This is a genomic window from Bradyrhizobium japonicum USDA 6 (assembly GCF_000284375.1).
Taxonomy (GTDB): Bacteria; Pseudomonadota; Alphaproteobacteria; order Rhizobiales; family Xanthobacteraceae; genus Bradyrhizobium; species Bradyrhizobium japonicum.
On the sequence record NC_017249.1, the window covers coordinates 611,901 to 629,128 of the forward strand.

A 17,228-nucleotide genomic window follows, 5' to 3' on the forward strand; every position below is an offset into this window, starting at 1 on the left:
CGAATTCGAAAGCCGTTGCTGGGCGCGGCCGCCGATGACGACCCTTACCGATGTCCGAAGATCGCACTCCCGACGCGCACATGGGTGGCGCCGAGCATGATCGCGGTGGCGAAGTCCGCGCTCATGCCCATCGAGAGATTCTTCAATCCATTGCGCTCCGCGATCTTGGCGGTCAGCGCGAAATGCGCCGCCGGCGGCTCGTCGACCGGCGGGATGCACATCAGGCCGGAGATCGTCAGCCCATAGCTGTCGCGACAGCTCGCGATGAAGGCGTCGGCCTCGCCGGGAGCGATGCCGGCCTTCTGCGGCTCCTCGCCGATGTTGATCTGGACGAACAGTTCCGGGTGCCTGTTCTGGGATTCGATTTCCTTGGCTAACGCCTGGCAAATGCTCGGGCGGTCGACCGAATGGATGGCATCAAACAGTGCCACCGCCTCCTTCGCCTTGTTGGATTGCAGCGGCCCGATCAGATGCAGCGCGATGCCGGAATAAGCGGACGTTAACGCCGGCCACTTGCCTTTGGCCTCCTGCACGCGATTTTCGCCGAATACGCGCTGTCCGGCGTCGATGACCGGGATAATTGCATCCGCGGCGAACGTCTTGGACACCGCGATCAGCGTCACGGAGGCGCGATCGCGCCGCGCTTCCTTGCAGGCGCGGACAATTTCGGCTTCGACCGCGGCGAGCGCGTTTGGTGAATGGCCGGTTACCGGCGCGGCGTTGGTTTCGGTCATGACGTCGGTTCGGACTGGATTGTTGCGGAGCTAGTTCTAATTTTACCGAGTTCAAGAAAGAGTTTTTGAACCCTTCGCTTTACCTTGGCCGATGGGGTGGGCAGCGAAGATGGCAAACGTCAGTTTCAACCGCAAACGAGTGAAACTCAAGCAGGTTCTCGGAATCCGGGCACGGCTTGCGTTGCTCGCGGTGATTCTGGTGACGCCCTTGATGTTCGAGCGCATCCGTTCGCTCGAGGACACGCGCGCGCGGCAGATCGCGCAGGCCGCGACCGAATTCACCACCATTGCAAGACACAGCGCGGATGCGCAGCGCGAAGTGATCTCGTCGGTCGAAACCATCCTGAAATCGGAGGCCTTCATCCGCGCCTCCGCCGGCGGCATCAGCAAGAGCTGCGACGTGTTGCGCGCGAGCCTGCCGTCGAACCTTCCCTGGATCCGCACGCTGTTGATCGCCGGCCAGGACGGACGCATCCAGTGCGCCACCAACAACATGTATGTCGGCCTCGACCTCAGCGACCGGCCCTACTTCCAGCAGGCGCAGGAAACCGGCCGCTTCGTGCTGAGCGACTTCATCCTGTCGCGGCCCGTGCCGTCGCCGACTGTGATGGCGGTTTATCCGGTGTCGGCCTTCAGCGGCGTGGCGGATGCCGTCGTGCTCGCCACCGTGAACCTCGACTGGATGTCGAAGGTCATGAGCAATCTCGGCGGCCGTGCCGGCATCACCGCGGTGCTGGTAGACAGCGCCGGTACCGTGCTCGCCGCGCCGGCTGACCAGCACAGCGCGATCGGCCGTCCGCTCGACAACATGCCGCTGATGTCGGCGATCGCCGACAGGGCGCTGCGTTCGGACCAGGACGAGGGCTCACTCTCTTTCCTCGCCGCCGACGGCTCCCGCCGCGCGGTGAGCTATATCCGCATCGCCGGCACCAATGCCCGCCTGATTGCGAGCATCGACGAGGACAAGGTGTCCGCGGCGGTCAGCCGCGACATCCGCACCGCCTATCTCCAGCTCGCATTCGTCGTGCTGTTCGTCCTGCTCGGCGCGCTGATCGCCGCCGAGAAGCTCGTGATCAAGCCGATCGAGATGCTGGCCGACATGGCCAAGCGCCTCGGCGAAGGCGATCTCTCGGCCCGCGCCGCGCGGAACCGGCTGCCGGCCGAGTTCGTGCCGCTGGCCCGCGCCTTCAACGCGATGGCCGCGCAGCTCAGCCAGCGCGAGCGCGAGCTGATCGCGAGCAACGACCGCCTGACCGTAATGGCCTCGATCGACATGCTGTCGGGGCTGGCCAATCGCCGCGGCTTCCAGAGCCGGCTCGACTTCGAATGGATGCGCGCGCAGCAATATGGCAGCGAGCTCGCGCTGCTGATGATCGACGTCGATCACTTCAAGCTGTTCAACGACACCTATGGCCATCTCGAAGGCGATTCCTGCCTGACCCGGCTCGGCGAATCCTTGTCCGGCATCGCCGCCGACACGATGGGCTTTGCGGCCCGCTATGGCGGCGAGGAATTCTGCCTGCTGCTGCCGAACACCGACGTGAACCGCGCCGTCGAGATCGGCGAGCAGGTGCGCGCGGCCGTTCTGAAGCTGTGCCTGCCGCACATCACCTCCGCCCACATGATCGTCACCGTCTCGATCGGCGTTGCCGCAACGAAGCCGAACGAGACGCTGCGCCCCGGCGATCTCATCGAAGCCGCCGACGCCGCGCTCTACGCCGCAAAACACCGCGGCCGCAACAATGTTATGGAGCACGGCATCCAGGTGATCGAGAACGGCGCGGCCGACATGATGCTGGCGGCGAGCGCCTAGCGGGCAGCCGTAGCGCGATCGAGCTCGACCTCCGTCACCATGCGATTACGACCGCCGCCCTTGGCGAGATAGAGCGCGCGGTCGCAGCGCTCGATGAGATCGGTGATCGCCTCGCCGGTCCGGTACTGCGCTACGCCGATCGACACGCTGATGTTGGGCAGGGTCTCCCCGGTCGAGCGGCGCGTGATCGTGCATTCGACGATGGCGCGCCTGATGCGCTCGGCGATCTCGGCGCAAGTGGCGAGATCGGCATCCGGCAGCACCGCGATCAGCTCCTCGCCGCCATAGCGGGCCGGCAAATCCTGCTCGCGAACTTTTTCGCGCAGCACTTTCGCAATCAGGCGCAGCATCTGGTCGCCGACACCATGGCCGAAATTGTCGTTGAAGGTCTTGAAGTGGTCGATGTCGAGCATCAGCACGCCGAGCGGCTCGCCCCAATCCGCGGTCGTCTGTGCCTTGCGCAGGAATTCATCGAGCGCCCGCCGGTTTGCCAGCCCCGTCAGCGTATCGGTCCGGGCGCGCTCCTCGGACTTGGAGAGCGAGTCGCGGATCACGTCGAGCTCGCGGGTCTTTTCGGCAAAGCCAGCCTCGAGCCTGGTCGCCCTGGTGGCCGCCCGCGCCAGCTCGTTCATGAGCTGGGCGACCAGCGCCTTCGGATCGACGCCGGCCCTGCCCCGATCGGCGACCTCGCTGATCGCCCGCATCTGGGAATGATTGTCGGCCATGGCCGTCGCCAGAAACTCCTTCGCTGCCCCCATGAGGGCATGCAGCCGATCGGACGTCTCGGAGGCGACGGTGCCCGCCCGGGGCGCGACATAGGTCTCGAACAGATCCTGGTTGGTCCTGGCGTCGAAGGGGCGATTGTGGTCGATCAGGAGTTCGATGGCATTGCGCAAATCGTCATGGCTGCCTGCGAAATAGTGGAACCAGACGGCAAAATTGGTCGGCGTCGGCGGAATCCGCTGCTCGGCCATGCTCCGCACCGCCCGTCCGGCGATGGACGCGGCATAGTCGTAATCGAGATCGTCGAAGCCTGATTCCATCGCCTGGCGGGGTGCTGTTGGCGGCCAACCTCGCACCGACCCCTTAATCCGATCTCAATGGGCTGGTCCGTACTTTAGCGGAGCAGCCTTGCGGGGGGCCGCCGCCAGCGGCAACCCATTGACCCCCTAAGGACTTCTATGGCCTAGTCCGCCGTCTTTAGACGGCCGAATCCACGAAAACCCAACGATTCCATGACCTCCGAACGCTACAACGCCCGCGACGCCGAACCGCGCTGGCAAGCCGCCTGGGACCAGCAGGCGATCTTCGTCTCCAAGAACGACGACTCGCGGCCGAAATACTACGTGCTGGAGATGTTCCCCTACCCTTCCGGGCGCATCCATATCGGCCATGTCCGCAACTACACGCTCGGCGACGTGCTGGCCCGCTTCATGCGCGCCAAGGGGTTCAACGTGCTGCACCCGATGGGCTGGGACGCCTTCGGCCTGCCGGCCGAGAACGCCGCCATCGAGCGCAAGGTCGCGCCGAAGGCCTGGACCTACGACAACATCGCCGCGATGAAGAAACAGCTCCGCTCGATCGGGCTGTCGCTGGACTGGTCGCGCGAATTCGCGACCTGCGACCCCAGCTACTACAAGCATCAGCAGAAGATGTTTCTGGACATGCTCGCCGCCGGCCTCGCCGAGCGTGAGAAGCGCAAGCTCAACTGGGACCCGGTCGACATGACCGTGCTCGCCAACGAGCAGGTGATCGACGGCCGCGGCTGGCGCTCGGGTGCCGTTGTCGAACAACGGGAAATGAGCCAGTGGGTCTTCAAGATCACGAAGTACTCGCAGGAGCTGCTGTCGGCGCTGGATGGGCTGGACCGCTGGCCCGACAAGGTGCGGCTGATGCAGCGCAACTGGATCGGGCGCTCCGAGGGCCTGCTGGTCCGCTTCGCGCTGGATCAGGCGACGACGCCCGCCGGCGAGAGCGAGTTGAAGATCTTTACGACGCGCCCGGACACGCTGTTCGGCGCCAAATTCATGGCGATCTCGTCGGATCATCCGCTGGCTCAAGCAGCCGCCGCGAAGAACCCGAAGCTTGCCCAGTTCATCGCCGACATCAAGAAGATCGGCACCGCGCAAGAGATCATCGACACCGCGGAAAAGCAGGGTTTTGACACCGGCATCCGCGCGGTGCACCCGTTCGATCCGAGCTGGAAGCTGCCGGTCTATGTCGCGAACTTCGTGCTGATGGAATACGGCACCGGCGCGATCTTCGGCTGCCCCGCGCACGACCAGCGCGACCTCGACTTCGTCAACAAGTACAATCTCGGCAACACGCCGGTGGTGTGTCCCGAGGGCCAGGACCCGAAGACATTCGTCATCACCGACACCGCCTATGACGGTGACGGCCGCATGATCAATTCGCGCTTCCTCGACGGCATGACCATCGAGCAGGCCAAGGACGAGGTCGCACAGCGGCTGGAAGGCGAGTTGCGCGGCAACGCGCCGGTTGGCGAGCGTCAGGTCAATTTCCGCCTACGCGACTGGGGTATTTCGCGGCAGCGCTATTGGGGCTGCCCGATTCCCGTCATCCATTGCCCCAGATGCGATGTGGTGCCGGTGCCAGACGCCGATCTGCCGGTGACGCTGCCGGATGACGCGACCTTCGACAGGCCGGGCAACGCGCTCGATCATCACCCGACCTGGAAGCACGTCACCTGCCCGAAATGCGGGGCTAAGGCCCAGCGCGAAACCGACACCATGGACACCTTCGTGGATTCGTCCTGGTATTTTGCGCGCTTCACCGATCCCTGGAACCAGAACGCACCGACGACGCCAGCTGTCGCCAACCGGATGCTGCCGGTCGACCAGTATATCGGCGGCGTCGAGCACGCGATCCTGCATCTGCTCTACAGCCGCTTCTTCACCCGCGCGATGAAGGCGACCGGTCACATTGCGCTGGACGAGCCGTTCGCCGGCATGTTCACCCAGGGCATGGTGGTGCACGAGACCTACCAGAAGGCCGACGGCACCTATGTGCAGCCGGCCGAGGTGAAGATCGAGGTCGGCGGCAACGGCCGGCGCGCGACGCTGTTGACGTCAGGCGAAGACATCCAGATCGGTCCGATCGAGAAGATGTCGAAGTCGAAGAAGAACACCGTCGACCCCGACGATATCATCGAGACCTACGGCGCCGACGTCGCCCGCTGGTTCATGCTGTCGGACTCCCCGCCCGACCGCGACGTGATCTGGAGCGACGAGCGCGTCCAGGGTGCCTCGCGCTTCGTGCAGCGGCTGTGGCGGCTGGTGAACGATGCAGTGGAACTCGGCCAGGCCGCGCCGGCAGATCGTCCGGGCTCGTTCGGCCCGGATGCAACCGCCTTGCGCAAGGCTGCCCATGGCGCGCTGGACAAGGTCACCACCGGCATCGAGCGGCTGCACTTCAATGTCTGCCTTGCCCATATCCGCGAATTCGCCAATGCGTTTTCGGAGGTGCTCCAGCGCCCCGGCCAGCCCACGGCTGACCTCGCCTGGGCGGTCCGGGAGGCCAGCCAGATCCTGGTCCAGCTGTTCTCCCCGATGATGCCGCATCTGGCCGAGGAGTGCTGGCAGGTTCTGGGCCATAGCGGGCTGGTTTCCGAGGCCGATTGGCCCCAAATCGAACGCGATTTGCTGGTTGAAGACAGCGTGACCCTGGTGGTCCAGGTCAATGGCAAGAAGCGGGGTGAGGTCACAGTTGCAACAGCGGCCCAGAATCCGGAAATCGAGGCTGCCGTTTTGGCCCTCGATGCGGTAAAGCTGGCCCTGGACGGCAAGCCCGTCCGCAAGGTGATCATCGTCCCCAAGAGGATCGTGAATGTTGTCGGCTAGGATCCGCATCGCAGCCCGTTTGCTGGCGGTCGCCGCATTGGCGGCGCTGACGGCTGGCTGCTTCCAGCCGATGTATGCCGAGCGTACCGATGGCACCCCCGGCCTGCGCGAGAAGCTGATGGGGGTCGACCTTCCGCCGATCAACAAGGCCAATGCCTCCCGCGAGGCTCGCGTCGGCGTCGAGGTCCGCAACGCCCTGGCCTTCAAGCTCTACGGCAGCGCCACGGGCATGCCGCCGACCCATCGCCTGGAGATTCGCTTCGCGACCAGCAAAACGTCGCTGATCGTCGATCCCAATACTGGCCTGCCGAACAGTGAAAACTACGGCATCGACGCCCAGTACAATCTGATCGAGGTCGTCAGCGGCAAGTCGGTCATGACCGGCACGACGTTCGCGCGCGTGTCCTATGACATGCCCGGCTCCTACCAGCGCTTTGCTCGCAACCGGGCCCTTCGCGATGCCGAGGATCGTGCCGCCAACGAGATCGCCGAGAACATCAACACTCGCCTCGCCTCGTTCTTCACCGCCGGCACTTAAGTCATCCCCGTCATTCCGGAGCGCCCGCACGGCGGATCCGGAATCCAGAGATTATTGATCGAGATTTCCGGGTTCGCGCTTTGCGGGCCCCGAAATGACAGTTGGCCCGATGGTCGCGCTGCGCGGAAAAGAGATCGACGCCTTCCTCGCCCGTCCCGACGGGGGCCGACCGATCATCCTGCTCTACGGTCCCGATGCCGGCCTCGTGCGCGAGCGCGCCGATGCACTGATTGCCTCGGCCGTCGACGACCCCAACGATCCCTTCTCACTCGTCAAGCTCGACGGCGACGAACTCTCCGCCGAGCCGTCGCGGCTCGTCGATGAAGCCATGACGGTGCCGTTGTTCGGCGGTCGCCGCGCCATCCGCGTCCGCGCCGGCTCGCGCAGCTTTGCCAGCGGTATCGATACGCTGGCGGAGATGAGCGTGAAGGATTGCCGCATCGTGATCGAAGCCGGCGAGTTGCGCCCGGAATCGCCACTGCGCAAGGCCTGCGAGAAGGCCAAGACGGCCGTGGCGATCGGCTGCTATCCCGACACCGAGCGCGACCTTGCCAAGCTGATGGACGACGAGCTCCGCATCGCCAATCTGCGCATCGCGCAGGATGCCCGCGCGGCGCTGATGTCATTCCTCGGCGGCGACCGCCAGGCCTCGCGCAATGAGCTGCGCAAGTTGACGCTCTATGCGCATGGCAAAGGCGAGATCACGCTGGATGACGTGATGTCCGTCGTTGCCGATGCGTCCGAGCTGAAACTCGACCCCATCGTCGACGGCGCCTTCGCCGGCCGGCCCGACATCGTCGAGACCGAATTTGCAAAGGCCATGATCGCCGGCACCTATCCCGGCGTGATCATCTCCGCTGCGCAGCGCCAGGCTGCGTGGCTGCACAAATCTGCGCTCGCGATCGCCGACGGCCAGCCTGCCTCCGCCGTGCTCGAGGGCGGCTATCCGCGCCTGCATTTTTCGCGAAAGCCCGCGGTGGAAACGGCGCTGCGCAATTTCAGCGTAGCGCGGCTCGCCGCAATCATCGAGCAGCTCGCGACCGCTGCGCTCGACACCCGCAAGCAATCCACCCTCGCCGCCGCCATCGCCCAGCGCACGCTGATGGCCATCGCCGCGAATGCGAAGCGGCGCGGCTGAGGCACCGCTCTCTCCACGTCATTGCGAGGAGCTCGTGACAAAATTGCGAAGCAATTTTGCACTGAAGCGACGAAGCAATCCAGAGTCCCTCCGTGGGGACACTCTGGATTGCTTCGCTTCGCTCGCAATGGCGTGTGGAGAGAGTTGCGCGTCGCAATGACGGTGCGAAGCGCCAAATCCGTCATCCTGAGGTGCGAGCCGCGCGGCGCAACGCGGCGCGTGGGGAGCCTCGAAGGATGAACGGCCCCGATGCAGCGAAGCCGTCGCCCTTCGAGGGCCGGTGAAGAAGCGGCCACCTCAGGGTGACGGTGATAGAGTCGGTGCGTCTACAGCGCGCCCTTCGCCAGCCGCTTCATCACCTCGTCGAGCTGATCGAGGTTGCGGTAGTTGATCTGGACGGAGCCGCCGGGGTCGCGGTGATTGACCGTGACCTTGAGGCCGAGCGCATCGCTGACGCGCTTTTCGAGATCGATCGTGTCGGGGTCCTTTTCCTTCCCCCCGGTGCTGCGCGCCTTCTGCGGCTTGCGCTCCGGCACACCCTCTTCATGCGCGAGCGCCTCGGCCTGGCGCACGTTGAGGCCTTCCGCGACGATACGCCTGGCTGACGCGACCGGATCGGGCACGCCGATCAGCGCGCGGGCGTGGCCGGCGGTCAGCTCGCCGCTCGTGATCAAGGCCTGCACTTCGGCCGGCAGCTTCGTCAGCCGCATCATGTTGGCGATGTGGCTGCGGCTCTTGCCGACGACCTTTGCGATGTCGTCCTGGCTGCGTTTGAACTCGTTGGCGAGCGCGTGATAGCCGAGCGCCTCTTCCATCGGGTTGAGGTCTTCGCGCTGCACGTTCTCGACGATCGCGAACTCCAGCGCATCGCTGTCGCTGATGTCGACCGGCACGATCGGCACTTCGTGCAGGCCGGCCATCTGCGATGCGCGCCAGCGCCGTTCGCCGGCGATGATCTCGAAGCGATCCTGCGCGCCCTTCACCGGACGCACGACGATCGGCTGGATCACGCCGTGCTGCCTGATCGAATCAGAGAGCTCCTTGAGCTCCGTTTCCGAAAAGGCGCGGCGCGGGTTGCGCGGATTGGGCTTGATGAATTCGATCGGCACCTTGCGCTGCGCGCGCGGACGATCGACATGCTGAGCCTCGCCGCCGACATCACCGATCAGACTCGCAAGACCCCGACCCAGTCGCGAACGCGCTTCGTCGGCCATCGCCAGCTCCCTTGGATTCACTGTGCAACACTCCAGAACTGAATTATCGTAGGGTCGGCAAGCGAAGCGTGCCCACCAGTTGTGTGCAGAAGATGGTGGGCACGGCGAAGACGCCTTTGCCCACCCTACGGCAGCTTCAATGCGTGGTGCGCAGCTCGCGCTCGCGCTGAATTACTTCGGTGGCGAGCCGCAGATACGCTTCGCTGCCGACGCATTTGAGATCGTAGACCAGGACCGGCTTGCCGTAGGACGGCGCTTCCGAGATGCGCACGTTGCGCGGGATCATGGTCTTGTAGACCTTCTCGCCCATGAACTGACGGACGTCGGCGACGACCTGGTTCGAGAGGTTGTTGCGCGAGTCGAACATGGTCAGCACGATGCCGTGGATCGACAGGTTCGGATTGAGCGTCGAGCGCACCTGCTCCACCGTCTGGAGCAATTGCGACAGACCTTCGAGCGCGAAGAACTCGCACTGGAGCGGCACCAGGATCGCATCGGAGGCCGCCATCGCGTTCACCGTGAGCAGGTTGAGCGAGGGCGGGCAGTCGATCAGCACATAGGTGTAATCGGCGTCCGGCGAAACGTTGTTGTTGAGCGCGCCGATGGCGTCGCGCAGCTTGAAGGCGCGGCCGGGCGTGGTGCCGAGCTCGAGCTCGAGGCCGGAGAGGTCCATGGTCGAGGGTGCGATGTGCAGCCGCGGCACCGCGGTCGAGACCACCGCTTCGCGCAGAGGGGCTTCGCCGATCAGCACGTCATAGGTCGAGCAGGAGCGGTTGCGGCGATCGATGCCGAGGCCGGTCGAGGCGTTGCCCTGCGGATCGAGGTCGACGATCAGGACGCGCTCGCCGATCGCAGCGAGTGCCGTGCCGAGATTGATCGCCGTGGTTGTTTTTCCCACGCCGCCCTTCTGATTCGCCAGCGCCAGGATGCGCGGGTGGCCCTGCGGGACCTCAGCGGCCTGTTCTTCGGTGGCCTGTTCTTCGGCGGTCTGTTCTTGCTGCGGTTCGTCAATCACGCTCATCGCAAATTCCCCACTCGACCCCTGAACCCCTTAGCGCCGCTCGACTGACGTCAGCTCGACGATCCAACCGTCGCCGGTCCGGCTTTGGTGAAGCTGCGGCTGGATATTCCAATATTTAGCGGCTTCGGTCAATTCAGCCTCTACATCTTGACCCTTCGGAAACAGCACTTTTGCACCTTGGCGCATCAGCGGCTCCGCAAAGCCGATGAGTTGATGTAGCGGAGCCAACGCACGCGCGGTGACGCAATCGACGGGGCCGGTGATTCTATCCACATTATCCCCGATCTCAGCGAGATGTACGACCCCCGGAGATGTGGTGACGCGAACTGCTTCGCGCAGAAAGGCGGCCTTCTTGGCGATTCGCTCGACGAGGTGGACGCTGGCGCCCGGCGTCCCGGCCATGGCACAGGCGAGAACGATTCCGGGAAAGCCGCCGCCGCTGCCGAGGTCGGCCCAGCGTTTGGCCGAAGGGGCGAGATCGACGAGCTGGAGCGAGTCGGCGATGTGCCGGGTCCAGAGCTGCGGCAAGGTCGAGGGCGCGACTAGATTGGTCTTGGCCTGCCACTCCCGGAGCAGCGCGATGTAGCGGTCGAGCCGGTCTTCGGTTTCACGTGAAACGGGGGCGAGCCTGAGCGCCGCGAGCTTGTCCGCTGCGATGATGGAATCCAGCGACCGATCGTTGGCGCTGGCCTTGTCGATCTTCGGTTTGATCGGCGTCGGCTCGGATCGACGGCTCGCGCCCTCACCTGCCGCTGGCTTCCCTGATGACGATCTGCCGCCCGGCCCGCGCTGTTTCACGTGAAACGCCTATGCGATCGCCTTTGAGGTCTTCCGTGCCTCGCGCCGGAGATAGGCTGCGAGGATGCCGAGTGCCGCCGGCGTCATGCCGTCGATCCGGCCAGCCTGGCCGACGGTGAACGGCCGCGCCTTCTCCAGCTTGGCCCGCACCTCATTGGAAAGACCGGGGACCTGCTGGTAATCGACGTCCGACAGCACCATCCCCTCGTCTCGCCTGAAAGCTTCGACGTCGGCGCTCTGGCGCTCGAGATAGACGTCGTACTTCGCGTCGATCTCCAGATGGGTGGCAATGACCGGGTCGATCGCCGACAGCTCGGGCCAGATGGTCCGCACCTGGCTCCAGCCGATGTCCGGATAGGCCATCAACTCGAACGCCGAGCGGCGCTGGCCGTCCCGGTTCAGGGACAGACCGTGCTTGATCGCCTCGTTCGGGGTGATCGTCAGGGACTTCGACAGCGCCCTGGCCGCATTCAGGGCGTCCATCTTGGCGCGGTGATGCTGCGTCCGCGCGCTCCCGACGCATCCGAGCGCAATCCCCTTCTCGGTGAGGCGCTGATCGGCGTTGTCGGCGCGCAGGGTCAGCCGGTACTCGGCGCGAGAGGTGAACATCCGATAGGGTTCGCTGATCCCGCGGGTGACGAGGTCGTCGATCATCACGCCGAGATAGCCATCGGCACGGTCGAACACGGTCAGGGCGGCGCCGCTCGCGGCCAAAGCCGCGTTCAGGCCGGCCACGATGCCCTGCCCGGCGGCTTCCTCGTATCCGGTGGTGCCGTTGATCTGACCAGCCAGGAAGAGACCACGCAGACGCTTGGTCTGGAGGGTCGGATCGAGCTCGCGGGGATCGATGTGGTCGTACTCGATGGCGTAACCCGGGCGGACCATCTTCACCTGCTCTAGGCCAGGAATGCTGGCGAGGATCGCGAGCTGGACCTCCTCCGGCAGCGAGGTCGAGATGCCGTTGGGATAGACGGTGCTATCCTCGAGCCCCTCGGGCTCCAGGAAGATCTGATGGCCGTCGCGGTCGCCAAAGCGGACGATCTTGTCCTCTATCGAGGGACAGTAGCGCGGTCCGGAGCTCTTGATCTGGCCGGAGTACATCGGCGAGCGATGGACATTCGCGCGGATGACTTCATGGGTCGCGGAGGTCGTCCGGGTGATCCCGCACTGGATCTGCGGGGTCGTGATCCGCTCGGTCATCACGGAGAACGGCTCCGGAGGTTCGTCGCCGGGCTGCATCTCGACCGCGGACCAGTCGATCGTGGTGCCGTCCAGACGGGGCGGAGTCCCGGTCTTGAGCCGTCCGAGGGTGAAACCGGCGCGCTCGAAGGAGGCTGAAAGACCCATTGCCGGCGCTTCACCGACCCGGCCGGCAGGCCAGTTCTTCTCGCCAAGATGAATCAGACCACGGAGGAACGTGCCGGTGGTGACGACAACCGCCCCTGCCCGAAGCTCGCGGCCGTCCGCCAGGCGTAGTCCGATGACCCGGCCCTCGACCACGATCAGCTCGTCTGCCTCTCCCTCGATGACGGAAAGACCTTCGGTGTCCCGGATCGCGGCCTGCATGGCTGCGGCATAGAGCTTCCGGTCGGCCTGAGCTCGGGGACCGCGGACCGCTGGGCCCTTGCGACGATTGAGGACGCGGAACTGGATGCCACCGGCATCGCCGACCCGGCCCATCAAACCGTCCAGAGCGTCGACCTCGCGGACCAGATGGCCCTTGCCCAGACCACCGATGGCGGGATTGCAGGACATCGCGCCGACGGTGGAGAAACGGTGCGTCACCAGAGCGGTCGTCGCACCCATCCGCGCGGAAGCAGCCGCGGCTTCACAGCCGGCGTGGCCGCCGCCAATGACGATGACGTCGAAACTCTCTCGCTCTGTTCGCATGGGCGGACTTCTATCGCAGAGGCGGAGAAGCCGGAAGTAGAAACTGGGTGAGGCCGTTGTTTCACGTGAAACAGTGCGGCCAGGGAGGCGATGCGCATTTTCGCGAAAACAACCCCATGCACAGTAGAACCGGCATTGGGCCCGCTGCTGTTTCACGTGAAACAAGATGCGTCTAACCGGGAGAGAGAACTTCTGGCGAGATCTCGCACGGCCCTGGGCACAAGCGATCGGGCTACGCCGTGATTGCGAGCGGAGCGACTTGTCCGCCGAAGCTTCAGCAAAGGCGGAAACAATCCGGAATCCCTCCGTGGACGCGGTCTGGATTGCTTCGTCGCAAGGGCTCCTCGTAATGACGAGCTTGGGGGACGGCCGCCGGCCACGAGCCTTCCTGCCCTGTCAGGCGATCAGACCCTGCGTACGAACCGCTCAGACCGGGGCTGACCAATCGTTCCGCGGTTTCACGTGAAACAGGCCGGAGGTCGGAAGCACATGTTCCATGTGCAACAGACCGGAACTCATTCCGTTGCTGTTTCACGTGAAACGCAAGGATCGGAACAAGCGCTAGTTCTACAATGAAGAACTAGTCCTACTTTCCGATGCAGAATTTCTGGAAGATGGCCCCGAGAACGTCCTCGACGTCGACCCGGCCCAGCAGCCGGCCCAAGGCATAGGCCGCGGCACGCAACTCTTCGGCGGCAAGCTCTTCGCCGTCTTCTACAAGCTCCAAGCTCCGGCGCAAGCTGTCCGAGGCCCGGCGCAACAGATCTCGCTGGCGGGCCCGGGTCACCAAAGCGCCCTCGGTCGTCCCGAAAAACTCGGCGGCGAATTTCACGAGAGCGTCAATCAGATTGGGAACGCCGTCCCCCCGCCTTGCCGAGATCCCGAACTCGACGCCCGACCCGACGTCCTCCGCCTCGCCCAGATCGATCTTGTTGCGGACGATCCAGATCGAGCCGCCCGATTGTTCACGCCCGGGGCGGGACTTCACCAGCGATTGCATCGCGCCCGGATCGACAGCGCGCCCACCCTCGACCAGCCACAGCACGAGGTCGGCATCTTCGGCACGCGCTCGCGCCCGGCGCACGCCTTCCTGCTCCACGGGATCGTCGGTCTCCCGGATACCCGCCGTGTCGATCACCGTGACCGGATAGCCATCGAGATCGAGCTGCACCTCGATCACGTCACGCGTGGTGCCGGCGTAGGGCGAGACGATCGCGACCTCGCGGCGCGACAGCTGATTGATCAGCGTCGACTTGCCGACATTCGGCTCGCCCGCGATCGCAACCACCAGGCCATCGCGCAGGCGTTCAGAATGTCCCTGTGCCGCAAGGACTTCTGTGATTTCGTCATGCAGCGCTTTGATCGCTTTCACCGCCGGCGCCCTCAGCTCGGCCGGCACATCGCCCTCGTCGGAAAAATCGATGCCGGCTTCGATCAGCGCCGACGCCTCGATGATGCGCTCGCGCCAGTCGCGCGCGCGATCGCCGAGCAGGCCCTGCAACTGGCGCAGCGCCTGGCGGCGCTGGCGATCGGTATCGGCATGGATGAGATCGTCGAGGCCTTCGGCTTCGGTGAGATCGAGCTTGCCGTTCTCGAACGCGCGCCGCGTGAACTCGCCGGGCTCGGCCGCACGCGTATTCGGAATAAGAGAAATCGCGGCGAGGAGTGCCGCCAGCACCGCGCGGCCGCCATGGACGTGAAATTCGGCGACGTCCTCGCCGGTCGCGCTGGCCGGCCCCGGAAACCAGAGCACGACCGCGTCGTCGATCGGCTGGCCCGCGCCATCGCGCAGCAGCCGGCGGCTGGCCTGTCTCGGCGCCGGCTGGCTCCCCGCCAGCGTCGTCAGCACGAGGCCGGCTTGCGATCCGGAGACGCGCACCACAGCGATCGCGCTCGGCGCACGGCCGGACGACAGCGCAAAAATGGTCTGGTCTCGCGGATGCATCGCCTATTTGTCCGGCTGGCGGGGAAAAGGCAAACGGCCCGTTCGCGCGATGCCGCCACCCCTTTTGCTGCGCTCCGGTCCGCAGCAACGGCTATATTGCGATGCAATATATGGCGCAGCATTTTGCTGCAGAAGCAGCCGCGCTCAGAACATCAACCAATAGCTAAAGTCAATCATTACGTAAATATATCAACAGCTTCCGGAAAACCCGGATTTCCCTTCGTCCCATGACCATGCTGCACTTCTTCCGCAGCAAAGCCGCACAAAAGAAAAAGGGCGCCCGAAGGCGCCCTCTGACCTTATGCTGCATCGCACTCAGGTGTTCATCGAGTCGAAGAACTCCGAATTGCTCTTGGTCGAGCGCAGCTTGTCGAGCAGGAAGTCGATCGCGTCCATCGTGCCCATCGGATTGAGGATCCGGCGGAGCACGTACATCTTCTTGAGCACCTGCGTATCGGTGATGAGTTCCTCCTTGCGGGTGCCGGAGCGCGAGATGTCGATCGCCGGGAAGGTGCGCTTGTCCGAGACCTTGCGGTCCAGGATCAGTTCGGAGTTACCGGTGCCCTTGAACTCTTCGAAAATGACTTCATCCATGCGGCTACCGGTATCGACCAGCGCGGTCGCAATGATGGTCAGCGAGCCGCCCTCCTCGATGTTGCGGGCAGCACCGAAGAAGCGCTTCGGGCGCTGGAGCGCGTTGGCGTCGACACCGCCGGTCAACACCTTGCCGGATGACGGCACCACGGTGTTGTAGGCGCGGCCGAGGCGGGTGATCGAATCGAGCAGGATCACGACGTCGCGGCCGTGCTCGACCAGGCGCTTTGCCTTCTCGATCACCATCTCGGCGACCTGGACGTGACGCACCGCCGGCTCGTCGAAGGTCGACGACACGACCTCGCCCTTCACCGAGCGCTGCATGTCCGTGACTTCTTCCGGACGCTCGTCGATCAGAAGCACGATCAGATAGCATTCCGGATGATTGTGCGTGATCGAGTGCGCGATGTTCTGCATCAGCACGGTTTTACCCGTGCGCGGCGGCGCGACGATCAGCGCGCGCTGGCCCTTGCCGATCGGCGCGACGATGTCGATCACCCTTGCAGAAAGGTCTTTCCGGGTCGGATCGTCGATTTCCATGCGGAAACGCTGATTCGGAAACAGCGGCGTGAGGTTGTCGAAATTGACCTTGTGCTTGGCCTTTTCGGGGTCCTCGAAATTGAGCGTGTTGACCTTCAGCAGCGCGAAATAGCGCTCGCCCTCTTTCGGGCTGCGAATGTGGCCTTCGATGGTGTCGCCGGTGCGCAGGCCGAAACGGCGGATCTGCGAGGGCGAAACGTAGATGTCGTCCGGGCCGGGCAGATAATTCGCATCGGGCGAGCGGAGGAAGCCGAAGCCGTCGGAGAGCACCTCGACGACGCCCTCGCCGACGATGTCGGTTTCCGCGAGCGCAAGCTGCTTGAGGATGGCAAACAACAGCTCCTGCTTGCGCATGGTGCTGGCATTCTCGACCCCGTTCTCTTCCGCGAACGAGACGAGCTCGGCCGGCGTCTTCGACTTGAGGTCCTGGAGTTTAATTTCCCGCATTGGGGTGGTCCTGTGGGGTAACCTTGGGAGGGGGTGCGAGGAGGCTCGGAAATGCGGACGTGAGAAGGTAAGGTCCGCAGGTCTGGCAAGGAGAGTGCCGATGAGGCTTCAAACCTGATGCGGTGTCCGGCCTCTGGAAAGCTCAGACAAAACCACATCCGCCTGCGTTGGGTGGGATATCGCTAATATAGAAAATCGCTCCCCACTCCGCAAGCCGAAGCGCTGAGCGATTCATCGCAAGCCTTGCCTAGAACGGCTTCACGATCACCATGATGACGATCAAGATCATCAGGACAGTCGGCACCTCGTTGATAATTCGATAGAATTTCTGGCTGCGCGGACGCCGGTCGGCGGCGAAATCCTTGCACCAGCGTGAAAAAAAGCCGTGGACCCCGGACATCGCCAGAACCAGTGCCAGTTTTACGTGCAGCCAGCCGAAAGAGAACCAGTGGCCGGACCAGGCGAGATAGAGCCCGGCAAGCCATGTGACGATCATGGCGGGGTTGATGATCGCCTTGAGCAGCCGGCGTTCCATCACCTTGAACGTTTCCGACTGCTTCGAGCCGATCTCGGCCTCGGAGTGATAAACGAACAGCCGCGGCAAATAGAGCATGCCCGCCATCCAGGAGATGACGGCGATCACATGCAGCGCCTTGATCCAGAGATAGACGTCTTCGAACATTTTCCGCGCCCGGC

The 17,228-nt window shown here is 64.3% G+C and carries 13 protein-coding genes; 4 read left to right on the forward strand and 9 right to left on the reverse strand.

The genetic code is table 11. The features are described from left to right. Positions 1–44 precede the first annotated feature (44 nt). Positions 45–734 carry a YggS family pyridoxal phosphate-dependent enzyme gene (locus BJ6T_RS02870; protein ID WP_014490782.1) on the reverse strand — a complete coding sequence of 230 codons (690 nt, stop codon included), beginning with the start codon at positions 732–734 and terminating at the stop codon, positions 45–47. A gap of 109 nt (positions 735–843) precedes the next feature. On the opposite strand from BJ6T_RS02870, the gene BJ6T_RS02875 reads away from it, so the two are divergent. Next, positions 844–2,547, forward strand: a complete 1,704-nt coding sequence (locus tag BJ6T_RS02875) for a diguanylate cyclase domain-containing protein (protein ID WP_014490783.1) — start codon at positions 844–846, stop codon at positions 2,545–2,547. On the opposite strand, the gene BJ6T_RS02880 is transcribed toward BJ6T_RS02875, so the two are convergent. Beyond that, positions 2,544–3,590, reverse strand: coding sequence for a GGDEF domain-containing protein (locus BJ6T_RS02880; RefSeq protein ID WP_014490784.1), 1,047 nt, complete (start codon positions 3,588–3,590; stop codon positions 2,544–2,546). The two genes, BJ6T_RS02875 and BJ6T_RS02880, sit on opposite strands and share 4 nt — an antisense overlap. A gap of 192 nt (positions 3,591–3,782) precedes the next feature. On the opposite strand from BJ6T_RS02880, the gene leuS reads away from it, so the two are divergent. From leuS to holA, 3 genes are all read left to right on the forward strand, one after another. Then, positions 3,783–6,407 (forward strand): leucine--tRNA ligase, encoded by a 2,625-nt coding sequence (leuS, locus tag BJ6T_RS02885; protein ID WP_014490785.1) that lies wholly within the window; start codon positions 3,783–3,785, stop codon positions 6,405–6,407. After that, positions 6,394–6,945, forward strand: coding sequence for an LPS assembly lipoprotein LptE (lptE, locus tag BJ6T_RS02890; protein ID WP_014490786.1), 552 nt, complete (start codon positions 6,394–6,396; stop codon positions 6,943–6,945). Before leuS ends, lptE begins: the two co-directional genes overlap by 14 nt. A 109-nt stretch (positions 6,946–7,054) precedes the next feature. After that, a complete protein-coding gene (gene holA / locus BJ6T_RS02895) occupies positions 7,055–8,083 on the forward strand; it encodes a DNA polymerase III subunit delta (protein ID WP_014490787.1) in 1,029 nt (342 codons plus the stop codon). 326 nt (positions 8,084–8,409) lie between these two features. Here the strand turns inward: holA and BJ6T_RS02900 are convergent, their stop codons facing one another. From BJ6T_RS02900 to hemJ, 7 genes are all read right to left on the reverse strand, one after another. After that, the gene (locus BJ6T_RS02900; RefSeq protein ID WP_014490788.1) at positions 8,410–9,297 is read right to left on the reverse strand and encodes a ParB/RepB/Spo0J family partition protein; all 888 of its coding nucleotides are present in this window, start codon (positions 9,295–9,297) and stop codon (positions 8,410–8,412) included. Positions 9,298–9,433: 136 nt separating this feature from the next. Further along, positions 9,434–10,318 (reverse strand): ParA family protein, encoded by an 885-nt coding sequence (locus BJ6T_RS02905; RefSeq protein WP_014490789.1) that lies wholly within the window; start codon positions 10,316–10,318, stop codon positions 9,434–9,436. A gap of 30 nt (positions 10,319–10,348) precedes the next feature. Then, the gene (gene rsmG, locus BJ6T_RS02910) at positions 10,349–11,029 is read right to left on the reverse strand and encodes a 16S rRNA (guanine(527)-N(7))-methyltransferase RsmG (RefSeq protein ID WP_373866000.1); all 681 of its coding nucleotides are present in this window, start codon (positions 11,027–11,029) and stop codon (positions 10,349–10,351) included. Positions 11,030–11,125: 96 nt separating this feature from the next. Further along, complete coding sequence (gene mnmG, locus BJ6T_RS02915; protein ID WP_014490791.1) at positions 11,126–13,006, reverse strand: tRNA uridine-5-carboxymethylaminomethyl(34) synthesis enzyme MnmG; 1,881 nt, start codon at positions 13,004–13,006, stop codon at positions 11,126–11,128. Positions 13,007–13,592: 586 nt separating this feature from the next. Then, a complete protein-coding gene (gene mnmE, locus BJ6T_RS02920) occupies positions 13,593–14,951 on the reverse strand; it encodes a tRNA uridine-5-carboxymethylaminomethyl(34) synthesis GTPase MnmE (protein WP_014490792.1) in 1,359 nt (452 codons plus the stop codon). A gap of 315 nt (positions 14,952–15,266) precedes the next feature. Then, positions 15,267–16,532, reverse strand: coding sequence for a transcription termination factor Rho (gene rho / locus BJ6T_RS02925; protein WP_014490793.1), 1,266 nt, complete (start codon positions 16,530–16,532; stop codon positions 15,267–15,269). Between the two features lie 247 nt (positions 16,533–16,779). Beyond that, positions 16,780–17,214 (reverse strand): protoporphyrinogen oxidase HemJ, encoded by a 435-nt coding sequence (gene hemJ, locus BJ6T_RS02930; protein WP_014490794.1) that lies wholly within the window; start codon positions 17,212–17,214, stop codon positions 16,780–16,782. Positions 17,215–17,228: the final 14 nt, after the last annotated feature.

What these genes read in the sequence shown, in the direction of transcription:
- mnmE (WP_014490792.1), bottom strand. Translation starts at nt 14,951, where the DNA reads ATGCATCCGCGAGACCAGACCATTTTTGCGCTGTCGTCCGGCCGTGCG.
- BJ6T_RS02870 (WP_014490782.1), bottom strand. Translation starts at nt 734, where the DNA reads ATGACCGAAACCAACGCCGCGCCGGTAACCGGCCATTCACCAAACGCG.
- BJ6T_RS02905 (WP_014490789.1), bottom strand. Translation starts at nt 10,318, where the DNA reads ATGAGCGTGATTGACGAACCGCAGCAAGAACAGACCGCCGAAGAACAG.
- holA (WP_014490787.1), top strand. Translation starts at nt 7,055, where the DNA reads ATGGTCGCGCTGCGCGGAAAAGAGATCGACGCCTTCCTCGCCCGTCCC.
- BJ6T_RS02880 (WP_014490784.1), bottom strand. Translation starts at nt 3,590, where the DNA reads ATGGAATCAGGCTTCGACGATCTCGATTACGACTATGCCGCGTCCATC.
- leuS (WP_014490785.1), top strand. Translation starts at nt 3,783, where the DNA reads ATGACCTCCGAACGCTACAACGCCCGCGACGCCGAACCGCGCTGGCAA.
- rho (WP_014490793.1), bottom strand. Translation starts at nt 16,532, where the DNA reads ATGCGGGAAATTAAACTCCAGGACCTCAAGTCGAAGACGCCGGCCGAG.
- hemJ (WP_014490794.1), bottom strand. Translation starts at nt 17,214, where the DNA reads ATGTTCGAAGACGTCTATCTCTGGATCAAGGCGCTGCATGTGATCGCC.
- mnmG (WP_014490791.1), bottom strand. Translation starts at nt 13,006, where the DNA reads ATGCGAACAGAGCGAGAGAGTTTCGACGTCATCGTCATTGGCGGCGGC.
- lptE (WP_014490786.1), top strand. Translation starts at nt 6,394, where the DNA reads ATGTTGTCGGCTAGGATCCGCATCGCAGCCCGTTTGCTGGCGGTCGCC.
- BJ6T_RS02875 (WP_014490783.1), top strand. Translation starts at nt 844, where the DNA reads ATGGCAAACGTCAGTTTCAACCGCAAACGAGTGAAACTCAAGCAGGTT.
- BJ6T_RS02900 (WP_014490788.1), bottom strand. Translation starts at nt 9,297, where the DNA reads ATGGCCGACGAAGCGCGTTCGCGACTGGGTCGGGGTCTTGCGAGTCTG.